The organism is Mixta gaviniae (assembly GCF_002953195.1).
GTDB classification, from domain to species: domain Bacteria; phylum Pseudomonadota; class Gammaproteobacteria; order Enterobacterales; family Enterobacteriaceae; genus Mixta; species Mixta gaviniae.
This window is the reverse complement of the sequence record NZ_CP026377.1, coordinates 3,682,452-3,696,607: the sequence shown is the minus strand read 5'-3', so window position 1 is coordinate 3,696,607 and position 14,156 is coordinate 3,682,452. Positions and strand designations below refer to the sequence as shown.

General features: G+C 59.9%; 12 protein-coding genes and 1 other RNA gene. 9 read left to right on the top strand and 4 right to left on the bottom strand.

What is annotated here, in order from left to right:
* Positions 1-28: 28 nt before the first annotated feature.
* Complete coding sequence (locus C2E15_RS17290; protein WP_104958462.1) at positions 29-940, bottom strand: LysR family transcriptional regulator ArgP; 912 nt, start codon at positions 938-940, stop codon at positions 29-31.
* Between the two features lie 190 nt (positions 941-1,130).
* Here C2E15_RS17290 and rpiA point away from each other — a divergent pair, with 190 nt between their 5' ends.
* Positions 1,131-1,790, top strand: a complete 660-nt coding sequence (rpiA, locus tag C2E15_RS17285; protein ID WP_104958461.1) for a ribose-5-phosphate isomerase RpiA — start codon at positions 1,131-1,133, stop codon at positions 1,788-1,790.
* 281 nt (positions 1,791-2,071) lie between these two features.
* On the top strand, positions 2,072-3,310 hold the full coding sequence (gene serA / locus C2E15_RS17280) for a phosphoglycerate dehydrogenase (RefSeq protein ID WP_104958460.1): 1,239 nt from the start codon (positions 2,072-2,074) through the stop codon (positions 3,308-3,310).
* A 56-nt stretch (positions 3,311-3,366) separates the two neighbouring features.
* On the opposite strand, the gene C2E15_RS17275 is transcribed toward serA, so the two are convergent.
* From C2E15_RS17275 to zapA, 3 genes are all read right to left on the bottom strand, one after another.
* Positions 3,367-3,954, bottom strand: a complete 588-nt coding sequence (locus tag C2E15_RS17275; protein WP_104958459.1) for a 5-formyltetrahydrofolate cyclo-ligase — start codon at positions 3,952-3,954, stop codon at positions 3,367-3,369.
* Between the two features lie 108 nt (positions 3,955-4,062).
* Positions 4,063-4,246: non-coding RNA, 6S RNA (gene ssrS, locus C2E15_RS17270), on the bottom strand.
* Between the two features lie 40 nt (positions 4,247-4,286).
* A complete protein-coding gene (gene zapA / locus C2E15_RS17265; RefSeq protein WP_038624303.1) occupies positions 4,287-4,616 on the bottom strand; it encodes a cell division protein ZapA in 330 nt (109 codons plus the stop codon).
* A 169-nt stretch (positions 4,617-4,785) separates the two neighbouring features.
* Here zapA and C2E15_RS17260 point away from each other — a divergent pair, with 169 nt between their 5' ends.
* The 7 genes from C2E15_RS17260 (at position 4,786) to gcvP (ending at position 14,130) form a co-directional block, all read left to right on the top strand.
* Positions 4,786-5,370, top strand: a complete 585-nt coding sequence (locus C2E15_RS17260) for a YecA/YgfB family protein (RefSeq protein WP_128861315.1) — start codon at positions 4,786-4,788, stop codon at positions 5,368-5,370.
* Between the two features lie 48 nt (positions 5,371-5,418).
* Entirely contained in the window at positions 5,419-6,741 is a 1,323-nt protein-coding gene (gene pepP, locus C2E15_RS17255; protein WP_104958457.1) for a Xaa-Pro aminopeptidase, read from the top strand.
* Complete coding sequence (gene ubiH / locus C2E15_RS17250; protein WP_104958456.1) at positions 6,738-7,916, top strand: 2-octaprenyl-6-methoxyphenyl hydroxylase; 1,179 nt, start codon at positions 6,738-6,740, stop codon at positions 7,914-7,916. Before pepP ends, ubiH begins: the two co-directional genes overlap by 4 nt.
* Positions 7,917-7,929: 13 nt before the next feature.
* A complete protein-coding gene (gene ubiI, locus C2E15_RS17245; protein ID WP_104958455.1) occupies positions 7,930-9,129 on the top strand; it encodes an FAD-dependent 2-octaprenylphenol hydroxylase in 1,200 nt (399 codons plus the stop codon).
* Positions 9,130-9,647: 518 nt separating this feature from the next.
* On the top strand, positions 9,648-10,742 hold the full coding sequence (gcvT, locus tag C2E15_RS17240; protein WP_104958454.1) for a glycine cleavage system aminomethyltransferase GcvT: 1,095 nt from the start codon (positions 9,648-9,650) through the stop codon (positions 10,740-10,742).
* A 21-nt stretch (positions 10,743-10,763) separates the two neighbouring features.
* The gene (gene gcvH, locus C2E15_RS17235; RefSeq protein WP_104958453.1) at positions 10,764-11,150 is read left to right on the top strand and encodes a glycine cleavage system protein GcvH; all 387 of its coding nucleotides are present in this window, start codon (positions 10,764-10,766) and stop codon (positions 11,148-11,150) included.
* Positions 11,151-11,256: 106 nt separating this feature from the next.
* Positions 11,257-14,130 (top strand): aminomethyl-transferring glycine dehydrogenase, encoded by a 2,874-nt coding sequence (gcvP, locus tag C2E15_RS17230; RefSeq protein WP_104958452.1) that lies wholly within the window; start codon positions 11,257-11,259, stop codon positions 14,128-14,130.
* Positions 14,131-14,156: the final 26 nt, after the last annotated feature.

Below are 14,156 nucleotides of genomic sequence, written 5' to 3'. Positions count from 1 at the left end.
AGGTCGCCTTTTTTCTCTCTGCCGTCCTTCAGCCGGGCACTGTCTCCTCTTCCTGACGCAGCACGCGATGGCCGTGCGCCAGCAGCGCATCGGTCACTTTGCGCATCAGGCGGCTTTCCGGCGCGAAACGGTGCCAGTAGAGCATCCGACGCTGATAAAGGCCCGGCGTCAGATCGATCAGCTCGCCGCTGGCCAGCTCCCGTTCTATCTGCAGATGCGGGATCATACAGCAGGTGGATCCCTGGCGCGCCAGCTGCACAAACGCCTCGGAGGAGTTGACGATATGGCAGGGGACGCTGCCGGGCGACAGGTCGAAATTCTGCTGTAAAAACGCCTGATGCATATCATCAAGATGATCGAACGCCACCGCCGGCGCTTTCAACAGCGCCGAGCGCGTGACGCCGTTAGGGAAATAGCGCGCGGCGAACTCGCGCGAGCCAACAAACAGGTAGTCGAGCGCGCCAAGCCGATCCACCAGACAGCTGGGCAGCGGCTGCGGCTGAATACTCACCGCCCCCACCACTTCGCCGCGGCGCAGACGTTCCTGGGTGCGGGTTTCATCCTCTACCTGCAAATTAAGGCGCACCGGCGAATCGGTCAGCACATCTTTCAGCGCCGGCAGCAGCCAGGTCGCCAGACTGTCGGCGTTCACCGCCAGTGACAGCAGCAGCGGCGTGGTGCCGCCATTTTCATCGCCCAGCCACTCATCTTCCAGCAGCTCCACCTGATGCAGCAGCGCCAGCAGCTTCTGCCCCTGTTCAGTAGGGCGCGGCGGAATGGTGCGCACCAGCAGCGGCTGGCCGAACATGTTTTCCAGCTGCTTGATACGTTGCGACACCGCCGACTGGGTGATGCATAATTTTTGCGCCGCGCGTTCAAAGCCGCGCTCGCGGATCACAGCATCCAAAGCCTGAAGCGTTCGATAATCGGGTCTTTTCATTGTTATTGTGGCTCTCCTTCAGGTATGGGTAAGGCACTATGCCATAAAATTCGCGCTTTGCCCCTTACGCGCCGTCATCAATCTGTGGCCTGCCTTACAAAGCGGTAAATCGCCGCGTCGCGAACGCGCACTTTAATCGGCGCTTGTTTTATACTACGCGCACACCACTAGCACAGGTTTTAAACATACCATGACGCAGGATGAACTGAAAAAAGCAGTAGGCTGGGCCGCGCTGGACTATGTCACGCCGGGCACCATCGTCGGTGTGGGAACAGGCTCTACCGCCGCCCATTTTATTGATGCGCTCGGCTCGATCAAACATCAGATTGACGGCGCGGTCTCCAGCTCCGAGGACTCCACGCTGAAGTTAAAGCGCCTCGGCATTCAAGTGTTCGATCTCAATGAAGTGGACTCGCTGGCGATCTATGTCGACGGCGCGGATGAAATTAACCCACAGATGCAGATGATCAAAGGCGGCGGCGCGGCGCTAACGCGCGAGAAGATCGTCGCCGCGGTGGCGGAGAAGTTTATCTGCATCGCCGACGCCTCGAAACAGGTAGATGTGCTGGGCCGCTTCCCACTGCCGGTCGAGGTGATCCCGATGGCGCGCTCTTATGTGGCGCGCGAGCTGGTAAAGCTGGGCGGCCTGCCGGAGTACCGTCAGAACGTAGTGACCGATAACGGCAACATTATTCTCGACGTGCATAATCTCAGCATCCTGAACCCCACCGAGCTGGAGCGCACCATTAATGCACTGCCTGGCGTGGTGACCGTGGGCCTGTTTGCCGCGCGCGGCGCGGATGTGGCGCTGATTGGCGGCCCGGACGGCGTTAAAACCATCACCAAATGATCTTTCTGGCGCGCCTGCGCGCCAGTTATTTCTTATCAAAAAACATCTTTTCTACAGATGGCGTAATTTGGTGACTTATGTCACATAACGGTAACGCGCAGCGTTATCATCCTGCCTGCGCCGACCTGGCCATCATAATCTGTTGAATCCTTCCTTTTCTTGCCCCGCCCGTGCTGATCGGCAGGCAATCGTTTGTATTGCCGCGCGCGTAAATTTTGATATTTTGACAGAAGGCTGGCTTATCACAGCCCCATCTGAAGTCTGCAAAATAGGGTCGGGAAATGGCAAAAGTATCACTGGAGAAAGACAAGATTAAGTTTCTGCTGGTGGAAGGCGTCCACCAAAGCGCGCTGGAGAATCTGCGCGCGGCAGGTTATACCAATATTGAATATCACAAAGGCGCGCTCGACAGTGAAGCGCTGAAGGCGTCCATTCGCGATGCGCACTTTATTGGCATTCGTTCCCGTACTCAGCTGACTGAAGAGATCTTCGCCGCAGCGGAGAAACTGGTGGCCGTAGGCTGCTTTTGTATCGGCACTAATCAGGTTGACCTGAACGCGGCGGCAAAGCGCGGCGTGCCGGTGTTCAATGCGCCTTTCTCTAACACCCGTTCGGTGGCGGAGCTGGTGATTGGCGAGCTGTTGCTGCTGATGCGCGGTATCCCGGAAGCCAACGCCAAAGCGCATCGCGGCATCTGGAACAAACAGGCGGCCGGCTCCTATGAAGCGCGCGGCAAAAAGCTCGGTATTATCGGTTATGGTCATATCGGCATGCAGCTGGGCGTGCTGGCGGAAAGCCTGGGCATGCACGTTTTCTTTTATGATATCGAAAGCAAGCTGCCGCTGGGCAACGCCACACAGGTGACGCACCTTTCCGACCTGCTGAATATGAGCGACGTGGTCAGCCTGCATGTGCCGGAAACGCCGTCGACGCAGAATATGATGGGCGCTGAAGAGCTGGCGCTGATGAAGCCGGGTTCGCTGCTGATCAACGCCTCACGCGGTACGGTAGTGGATATTCCCGCCCTGTGCGAGGTGCTGGCGAGTAAACATCTGGCGGGCGCGGCGATTGACGTATTCCCGGAAGAGCCGGCCACCAACAGCGATCCTTTTAACTCCCCGCTGTGCGAGTTTGATAACGTTATTCTGACGCCGCACATTGGCGGATCGACACAGGAAGCGCAGGAGAATATCGGCGTTGAGGTGGCGGGCAAGCTGGCAAAATATTCTGATAACGGCTCTACGCTTTCTGCGGTTAACTTCCCGGAAGTATCGCTGCCGATGCACGGCGCGCATGTCAGCCGTCTGCTGCATATTCATGAGAACCGTCCCGGCGTCCTGACGGCGATTAACCAGATTTTCGCCGAGCAGGGCATCAATATCGCCGCGCAGTATCTGCAAACCACCCCGGTGATGGGCTATGTGGTGATCGATATCGATGCAGAGCTGGATGTGGCTCATAAAGCACTGGCGTTGATGAAAGCGATCCCGGGCACAATGCGTGCGCGCCTGCTTTACTGATGACATAACAAGCGCGTTCGTTGCCACGCCGTCCTTAGCAGGGCGGCGTTTTGTTTTTACCACTGCCAAAAGCGCGCAGGCGTCAAAATGGCCGGCAACGGGACATCCCAGTCGGCGCACGGTAGCTTTTCAACCTGCTGGCAGTCATGCGCCAGGCCTATCGGTAAAAACCGATGTTGGCGCCAGTTCTGCAGGGTGCGATCGTAAAAGCCGCCGCCCATGCCAAGCCGCTGCCCCTGGCGATCGAAAGCCACCAGCGGAACGAACATCACATCCAGTTGGTTGAGCGGAATCAGCTGCTGTATATCCAGCGGTGGCTCCGGAATGCGCAGGCGGTTCGGCGTCAGCACGGTTTCCGGCGTATAGCGAATAAACAGCAGGTTGCCGGGTGAGAAGGGGTGCAGTACAGGCAGATAAACCTGCTTATGCTGCTGCCAGAGCCGGGCGATAAGCGGGCGGGTATTCAGTTCGCCGTCAACCGAGAGAAACAGGGCGATATGCTGCGCCTGGGCCACCGGCGCCACGTTCAGCGCATGTTCGGCGACGCTGTCCGCCGCCAGCGTTTGCTGTTCAGCGCTCAGCCCACGTCGTAAATGACGCACGTGAGTACGGATAACCTGGCGATCGAGCTGAGAGGGGGACATTGGCTTTTCCTGCTGCTGCGCATGTCATGCGACTATACACAGCAGAGGCAAAAACTTTCAACCCGTCGACGGCGCGCCGGGGAAAGCAACAACAAAGGGATAAAGAAGGGAATCTCCGAGATGCCGCCGTAGGCTGTAACCCTTGAACCCTTGGTTCAAGGTGAACATGCCGTCGCAACCATTAGGCTTCCCGGACGGACCGGGCATGCTCACAGGTTACGGAGCGCCACATTCTGTTTTTTTGAAATATCGGCTCAGGGGACTGGCCCACTTGCAAACATCTCAGAGAAATTTGACCTCACCGCCACTGTATCACAGCTGGCCGCAAAGTATTATTCGAACTTCGCACCCTGGCGTTCAGTTATGCGACCTTGCTCAAGCAATGCCTGTTCAATGGTCTGCTGCAGCATGCGAATGCGTTGTTCCATATTAGCAGCGTAGTCTCGGGTTTTCACCTTTTCCTGCGCCAGCTCATGGCAAATGTTCAACGCCGCGATGAACACCAGCTGCTCTGTATTTGTGACTCTAGTGCGAACTTTCAGATCTTGCAACCGCTGATTAAGATCTTCCGCAGCCGCATTCAGCGCATCTTGCTGTTCAGGCGGACAATTCACGCGTAAGGAACGTCCAAAAATCTGAATATCTACCGGTTGTGCAGACATGCCACCTTCCTGACTGATTACTGCGCCCGCATCGCTCTGAACCTGCTCCGGCTCAGAAGGGGCGCCACTATATCTACCCTTGTATGAAGAAACAAGCCCTTTCTGGAAACCTCAAGGCACCTGGTGGTAGCATAACACGAACTTAATCCGCCAACGATGATGAATGCGTATGTCTACAGATAACACACAGCCGGGCTATCAGGCGCTGGCGTCCGCTCTTAACCAACAGGGCGTGGGAATGACACCGGCTGAAATGCATGGCCTGATCAGCGGCATTGTCTGCGGTGGCAACAAGGATCACAGCTGGAAAACGCTGGTTCACGATCTGACCAACGAAGGGCTGGCGTTCTCCCAGTCGCTGACGCAGCCGCTACAGGCGCTGCACGGGCATATTCAGGACACGCTGGAAGAGGAAGGTTTCCTGTTTCAGCTGATGTTGCCTGAAGAAGAGGAGAGCAGCGTGTTCGAGCGCGCCGACGCGTTAGCGGGCTGGGTTAACCATTTCCTGCTGGGGCTGGGCGTGACGCAGCCTAAGCTCGACAAAGTCAAGGGCGAGGCTGGCGAAGCCATCGACGATCTGCGCACCATTGCTCAGCTTGGCTATGATGAAGAAGAAGACGATCGTGAAGAGCTGGCGCAGTCGCTGGAAGAGGTGATCGAATATGTGCGCGTGGCCGCCTTGCTGTGCCACGAAACATTTAACCCGCCGGAGATGCCCACCGCGCCGGAAATGAAAAAGCCGACGCTACACTGATCGTTTTGTTATCGCCGCGCGACGGCCTCACTCAGGGAGAAGATACGGATGATTACGCTGGATACGTTTTTGCAGCGCCGCCAGAGGCTGCTGGCAACTATGGTGCCAGGCAGCGCGGCGCTGATTTTCGCCGCGCCGGAGGTGACGCGCAGCGCGGATAGCGAATACCCTTTCCGCCAGAACAGCGATTTTTGGTACTTTACCGGCTTTAACGAGCCTGAAGCGCTGCTGATACTGGTGAAAAGCGATGAAACGCATAACCACAGCGTATTATTCAATCGCGTCCGCGATAAACAGGCGGAAATCTGGTTCGGCCGTCGCCTCGGACAGGAGGCGGCGCCGGAGAAACTGGGCGTCGATCGCGCGCTGCCGTGGGATGCGCTGGACGAACAGCTACATCAGCTGCTAAACGGTCTCGATGTGGTTTACCATGCGCAGGGCGAATATGATTTCGCCGATCGCATTCTGTTTGCTGCGCTGGATAAACTGCGTCGCGGCTTCCGCCAGAACCTGAAAGCGCCCGATACGCTCACCGACTGGCGTCCCTGGGTACATGAAATGCGGCTGTTCAAAGATGCCGCAGAGCAGGATATCTTGCGCCGCGCCGGTAAAATCAGTGCGATGGCCCATACGCGGGCGATGCAAACCTGTCGGCCCGGCCTGTTTGAATATCAACTGGCCGGCGAAATCCACTACGAATTCACCCGCCACGGCGCGCGGCATCCCTCCTACAACACTATTGTCGGCGGCGGCGATAACGCCTGCATCCTGCACTACACCGAAAATGAGAGCGAACTGCGCGACGGCGATCTGGTGCTGATCGATGCAGGCTGTGAATTTCACGGCTACGCCGGCGATATTACCCGCACCTTTCCGGTTAATGGCAAATTCAGCGCGCCGCAGCGGGCGATTTACAACATCGTGCTGGCCTCGCTTTATAAAGCGCTTGCGCTGTTTCGTCCCGGCGTCAGCATCCGTGAGGTGAACGAAGAGGTGGTGCGCATTATGGTCTCCGGCCTGGTTGATCTCGGCGTAATGCAGGGCGATATCGAGCAACTGATCGCGGAAAATGCGCACCGGCAATTTTTTATGCATGGGCTCAGCCACTGGCTGGGGCTGGATGTGCATGACGTCGGCAACTACGGTACGCCGGATCGCGGCCGCATTCTGGAGCCGGGCATGGTGCTGACCGTCGAGCCGGGGCTTTATATCGCGCCGGACGCCGACGTGCCGGCGGAGTATCGCGGCATCGGCGTGCGCATTGAGGATGACATCCTGATTACGGAACAGGGCAATGAAAATCTTACCGATAGCGTGGTGAAAGATGCCGACGCTATCGAAGCGCTGATGGCGGCAGCGCGACAGGCATGAGCGTGATCGTTGCCGGCGGCGGCATGACGGGCGCAACTCTGGCGCTGGCGATTTCTCATCTTACTCAGGGCAAACTGCCGGTAACGGTGATTGAGGCGATCGCGCCGGGCGACCGCGCGCACCCGGGCTATGATGGGCGGGCGATCGCGCTGGCGGAAGGCACCTGTCAGCAGCTGGCGGGGATCAACCTCTGGGCGGCGCTGGCGGAGTGTGCCACGCCAATCACGCACGTACATGTCAGCGATCGCGGACATGCCGGCTTTGTAAATATTGACGCCGCCGACTATGGCCTCGCGGCGCTTGGCAACGTAGTTGAGCTGCATGAGGTGGGCCACCGGCTCTATCAGCTGTTACGCAAAGCGCCGGGCGTTACGCTGCGCTGTCCGGAAACGGTCAGCCAGGTAGCGCGGCGGCAGGATGGCGTTAGCGTCACGCTGGCCAGCGGCGAAACGCTGGATGGCCAGCTGCTGGTGGCGGCGGACGGTTCGCGTTCGCAGGTCGCCGCCGCCTGCGGTATCGAATGGCGCAGCGAGGATTACCAGCAGATCGCGGTCATCGCCAACGTCAGCACGCAGATCGCGCATCAGGGCCGGGCGTTCGAACGCTTTACGCCGCACGGGCCGCTGGCGCTGCTGCCAATGTCGAACGGCCGTAGCTCGCTGGTCTGGTGTCATCCGCCGGAAGCGAAAGCGCGTATTGAAAGCTGGCGCGACGCGGACTTTTTAGCGGAGCTGCAGCAGGCGTTCGGCTGGCGGCTGGGCCGCTTTACCCATGTAGGGCAACGGCACAGCTATCCGCTGGCGCTGCAAACCGCCAGCCAGACGGTCGCGCACCGGCTGGCGCTGGTGGGCAACGCGGCGCAGACGTTGCATCCGATTGCCGGACAGGGCTTTAACCTCGGCATGCGCGACGTGATGTCGCTGGCGGAAACCCTGGCGGCCGCCTGCCGCGAACAGCAGGACGCCGGCAGTTTCGCCGTGCTGCAGCGCTACGGCCAACGGCGCGCAATCGATCGTGACGCCACGATTGGCATCACCGATGGGCTGGTGCGGCTGTTCGCCAACCGCTATCTGCCGCTGGTCGTCGGACGCAATCTCGGCCTGATGACAATGGATAATTTACCCTGGCTGCGCAACCGCCTGGCGGAGCGGACGCTGGGCTGGGTAACGCGCTGAAAAGAGGATTTCAATGCAAACTTATGATGTGGTGATCGCCGGCGGCGGTATGGTTGGACTGGCGGTTGCCTGCGGCTTACAGGGCTGCGGTCTGCGTATCGCGGTGCTGGAAAAAGCGGCGCCGGAGGCGTTTAACCCCGGCGAACCGCACGGGCTGCGCGTCTCCGCCATTAACGCGGCCAGCGAGCGCCTGCTGCAACATCTGGACGTCTGGTCAGCGATTCTGGCGCTGCGCGCCAGCAGCTATCACGGCATGGAAGTATGGGATCGCGATAGCTTCGGCCGCATTGAATTCGATCAGCCGCAGGGCGTTAGCCATCTCGGCTATATCGTTGAAAACCAGGCGATCCATCAGGCGCTCTGGCAGCGCGCGCAGCAGCTGAGCGATATTACGCTGCTGGCACCGGCGCAGCTGCAGCAGGTCGCTTTCGGCGATAACGAAGCCTTTATCACCCTGGAAGACGGCAACATGATGAGCGCCCGGCTGCTGATCGGCGCCGACGGCGCTCACTCCTGGCTGCGCAACAAGGCCGATATCCCGCTGACCTTCTGGGATTACGACCATCATGCGCTGGTGGCCAATATTCGCACCGCGCAGCCGCATCAGGCGGTAGCGCGTCAGGCGTTTCACGGCGATGGCATCCTGGCGTTTCTGCCGCTCAGCGATCCGCACCTCTGCTCTATCGTCTGGTCACTGTCGCCGCAGGAGGCGACACGGCTGCGCGATATGCCCGCCGGGCTGTTTAATCAGCAGCTGTCGGTCGCCTTTGATATGCGTCTGGGGCTGTGCCAGGTGGAAAGCGAACGGCAGACCTTCCCGCTGATGGCGCGCTACGCCCGCCAGTTCGCCGCGCACCGGCTGGCGCTGGTTGGCGACGCTGCACATACCATTCATCCGCTGGCGGGACAGGGCGTCAACCTGGGCTTTATGGACGCCGCCGAGCTGACAGGCGAGATCCGCCGCCTGCATCAGCAGGGTAAAGATATCGGTCAGCATCTCTATCTGCGCCGCTATGAGCGTAACCGTAAGCACAGCGCCGCCGTGATGCTGGCGAGTATGCAGGGCTTCCGTGAACTGTTCGCCGGCAACAATCCGGCGAAAAAGCTGCTGCGTGACGTCGGCCTGCGGCTGGCGGATAATCTGCCGGGCGTAAAGCCCCGCCTGCTGAAACAGGCGATGGGTCTGCACGACCTGCCGGACTGGCTGCGTTGACAGACCTTTCTTCATAAGGGCCGCAAGGCCCTTTTTTAGGGCGCGGCGTTCGGGCGCCGTCTCGCTCACCATTTTTCCTCCCCAGGCGATGCCGGCGTGATAACCGGCGTGGCACGCTGTTTTCCTCCTTTTAACGCCCGCTGCACCAGGCTGAGGCGCCTGCACGCTTTTTGCGCGCTCATTTGAATTATTCTAATTTCACCCGCTGCTTCGCATTACTTTTTCTCATGCATAAGCCTTTTCGCAGCCACGCCTTTTTCGCGAAATTGAGCTGCTGTCTGGTTTTTAAACTGCTTTGTTGCGTATCTGTTGCGCGTTCTGTGCCTTGCGACGCATTTTTATAGTGAAAAATTCTGCACAATCAGCGAGGCGTCTGGCACTGCAGGCGCCGTTTCGCCCCTGTTTAGCTTATGGTTAAAACGGACGTTCAGTGGTAACGTCAGGGGAAAGAGAACGTTTGCGTCGGACGTGTTAGCCACATTTAGCGTCTACTCAACCCGTTAACGCACAGGAAGGTTATGAAGCAGACCCCTTTATATGAACAGCATCAGGCCTGCGGCGCCCGCATGGTCGATTTCCACGGCTGGATGATGCCGCTGCACTACGGCTCGCAGATTGATGAACATCATGCGGTACGTCAGGATGCCGGCATGTTTGATGTTTCCCATATGACCATTGTCGATCTGCGCGGCGAGCGTACCCGGGAATTTCTGCGCGTCCTGTTGGCCAACGACGTTGCGCGTCTGACGCAGCCGGGCAAGGCGCTCTACAGCGCGATGCTTAACGCCTCGGGTGGCGTGATTGATGATCTGATTGTTTACTTTATGAGCGAAGAGTGGTTTCGCCTGGTGGTCAACTCCGCCACGCGCGACAAAGATCTGGCGTGGATCGGCGAGCATGCGCAGCCGTTCGGCGTCACGCTGCAGGAGCGCGACGATCTGGCGCTGATCGCCGTACAGGGGCCGCAGGCGCAGCAGAAAGCGCAAATGATCTTCAACGACGCGCAGCGCCAGGCGGTCAACGGCATGAAGCCTTTTTTCGGCGTTGAGTCGGAAGGCTGGTTTATCGCCACCACCGGCTATACCGGCGAAAGCGGCTATGAAATCGCGCTGCCGAATGCACAGGCTGCCGGGCTGTGGCAACGGCTGGTGGAGGCCGGCGTGAAGCCTGCCGGGCTGGGCGCACGTGATACGCTGCGCCTTGAAGCGGGCATGAATCTTTACGGCCAGGAGATGGATGAAGGCGTGTCGCCGCTGGCGGCGAATATGGGCTGGACCCTCTGCTGGGAGCCGACCGATCGCGCATTTATCGGCCGCGAGGCGCTGGAGCTGCAGCGCGAAAGGGGCACCGATAAGCTGGTGGGCCTGATAATGACCGAGAAAGGCGTGCTGCGTAACGATCTGCCGGTGATGTTCACCGATGCGCAGGGCAATCAGCAGCAGGGCGTCATCACCAGCGGCTCTTTCTCGCCTACGCTGGGCTACAGCATCGCGCTGGCGCGCGTGCCGGCAGGCATCGGCGAACGCGCCATCGTACAGATCCGTAACCGGGAAATGCCGGTAACCGTCACCAAACCTATTTTTGTCCGCGCCGGCAAGCCGGTCGCTCAGTAACTATTTCAGGAGAATGCGGCGATGAGCAATGTGCCAAACGAATTAAAATACCGTGAAAGTCATGAGTGGGTACGTAAGGAAGCGGACGGCACCTACACCGTAGGCATTACCGAACACGCGCAGGAGTTGCTGGGCGATATGGTATTCGTCGATCTGCCGGACACGGGCGCCAGCTTCGCCGCCGGCGATGACTGCGCCGTCGCCGAATCGGTGAAGGCCGCTTCCGACATTTATGCGCCGCTGAGCGGCGAAGTCGTCGCGGTGAACGCCGATCTGGAAGCGTCGCCGGAACTGGTGAACAGCGATCCTTACGGCGCAGGCTGGCTGTTCCGCCTCAAGGCCAGCGATGACGCCGAGCTGGATCAGCTGCTGGACGCGGAAGGCTACCAGGCCGCCATCGACGAATAACTTCAGGCGGGCTCTGCGCCTCTGTCGGGCGCGCAGGGCCCTCTCTCCAAGGCCGTCGCGGCCGGTTCGTTACCGCCCGCCGTCGGCCCCTCAGGATTGACGATTCATGACTCAGACACTCAGCCAGCTTGAACATACTGGCGCCTTTATCGAACGCCACATCGGCCCCTCTTCCGCGCAGCAGGAAAGCATGCTGCAGGCGATCGGCGCCGGCTCGCTCAATGCGTTAATCACCAGCATCGTGCCGGCCGACATCCAGCTGCCGGGGCCGCCCGCCATCGGCGATGCGCTGACCGAGCATCAGGCGCTGGCGGAGCTGAAGGCGATCGCCAGCCGCAACCAGCGTTTCAAATCCTATATCGGCATGGGCTATACGCCGGTGCTGACGCCGCCCGTGATCCTGCGCAACCTGCTGGAAAATCCGGGCTGGTATACCGCCTATACCCCTTATCAGCCCGAGGTGTCGCAGGGCCGTCTGGAGGCGCTGTTGAACTTCCAGCAGCTGACGCTGGACCTGACCGGGCTGGATATCGCCTCGGCCTCTTTGCTGGACGAAGCGACGGCGGCGGCGGAAGCGATGGCGATGGCTAAACGCGTCAGCAAGCTGAAAAACGCCAACAAATTTTTTATCGCCGAGGATATTCATCCGCAGACGCTGGACGTAGTGAAAACCCGCGCGGAGACCTTCGGCTTTGAACTGATTATCGATCATGCGGCGCGCGCGTGCGATCACGAAGGGGTGTTTGGTGTGCTGCTGCAGCAGGTGGGCACCACCGGTGAAGCGCATGACTACGGCGACCTGATCGCCAGGCTTAAGTCGCGTCAGGTGATCGTTAGCGTGGCGGCCGATTTTATGGCGCTGGTGCTGCTGGAGGCGCCGGGCAGGCAGGGCGCGGATATCGTCTTCGGCTCCGCCCAACGTTTCGGTGTGCCGATGGGCTACGGCGGGCCGCACGCCGCCTTCTTCGCCGCGCGCGATGAATTCAGACGTTCAATGCCGGGCCGCATTATCGGCGTTTCGCGTGATGCGGCGGGCAACACCGCGCTGCGCATGGCGATGCAGACGCGCGAGCAGCATATTCGCCGCGAAAAGGCCAACTCCAATATCTGTACGTCGCAGGTGCTGCTGGCCAATATCGCCGGCTTCTACGCGGTGTTCCACGGCCCGGAAGGGCTGAAACGCATCGCCGGCCGTATCCATCGCCTGACTGATATTCTGGCTGCCGGTCTGAAGCAGGGTGGCCTGACGCTGCGCCATCAGCACTGGTTCGATACGCTTACCGTAGAGGTAAACGACAAGGCGGCGGTGCTGGCGCGCGCGCTCAGCTTCGGCGTTAACCTGCGCACCGATATTCATCACGCGGTCGGCATCACTCTGGATGAGACGACTACGCGGGAAGATGTCGCTGCGCTGTTCGCCATTCTGCTGGGCGACGATCACGGCCTGGAGATCGACGCGCTGGATCGGGCGGTCGCCGGCGACAGCGGCTCGATTCCGCCAGCGCTGCAGCGTCAACAGCCGCTGCTGACGCACCCGGTGTTTAATCGCTATCACAGCGAAACCGAAATGATGCGCTACATGCACAGCCTGGAGAAAAAAGATCTGGCGCTGAATCAGGCGATGATCCCGCTCGGCTCCTGCACCATGAAGCTGAACGCCGCCGCAGAGATGATCCCCATCACCTGGCCGGAGTTCGCCGAACTGCACCCGTTCTGTCCAGCGGAGCAGGCGGCAGGCTATCTGCAGATGATCGGCCAGCTGTCGCAGTGGCTGGTGCAGCTTACCGGCTACGATGCGCTCTGTATGCAGCCTAACTCCGGCGCGCAGGGCGAATACGCCGGTCTGCTGGCGATCCGCCGCTATCATGAAAGCCGCGGCGAGGGCGAGCGCCATATCTGCCTGATCCCCAGCTCCGCACACGGCACCAACCCGGCGTCGGCGCAGATGGCCGGCATGTCGGTGGTGGTGGTGGCTTGCGACAAGCAGGGCAATATCGATCTGCACGATCTGCGCCAGAAGGCGGAGCAGGCGGGCAGCGCGCTCTCCTGCATCATGGTTACCTATCCTTCAACCCACGGCGTGTATGAAGAGACGATCCGCGAAGTCTGTCAGATCGTTCATCAGCATGGCGGCCAGGTTTATCTCGACGGTGCCAACATGAATGCGCAGGTCGGCATCACTACGCCGGGCTATATCGGTGCTGATGTGTCGCACCTGAACCTGCATAAAACCTTCTGCATTCCACACGGCGGCGGCGGGCCGGGCATGGGGCCGATCGGCGTCAAGGCGCATCTGGCGCCGTTTGTGCCGGGCCACAGTGTGGTGCAGATCGATGACATGTTGACGCAGCAGGGTGCGGTTTCCGCCGCGCCGTTCGGCAGCGCCTCGATTCTGCCGATCAGCTGGATGTATATTCGCATGATGGGCGCGGAAGGGCTGAAGCAGGCCAGCGCCGTCGCTATCCTGAACGCGAACTATATCGCCAGCCGTCTGCAGTCCGCCTATCCGATCCTCTATGCCGGCCGTGATGGCCGCGTGGCGCACGAGTGCATTCTCGATATTCGCCCGCTGAAAGAGCAGACCGGCATCAGCGAGCTGGATATTGCCAAGCGGTTGATTGACTACGGTTTCCATGCGCCGACCATGTCGTTCCCGGTTGCGGGCACGCTGATGGTGGAGCCGACCGAATCGGAAGGCAAAGCGGAGCTGGATCGCTTTATCGACGCGATGCTGGCGATCCGTATGGAGATCGATCGCGTGGCGGACGGCGACTGGCCGCTGGAGGACAATCCGCTGGTCAACGCACCGCACACCCAGCAGGAGCTGGTGGGCGAATGGCCGCATCCTTACAGCCGCGAGCTGGCGGTGTTCCCGGCGGGCAGCGGCAATAAATACTGGCCGACGGTGAAGCGTCTGGATGATGTGTTTGGCGATCGCAACCTGTTCTGTTCCTGCGTACCGATGAGCGACTATCAGTAACGCAGCCTCGCACAGCCGATAAAAAA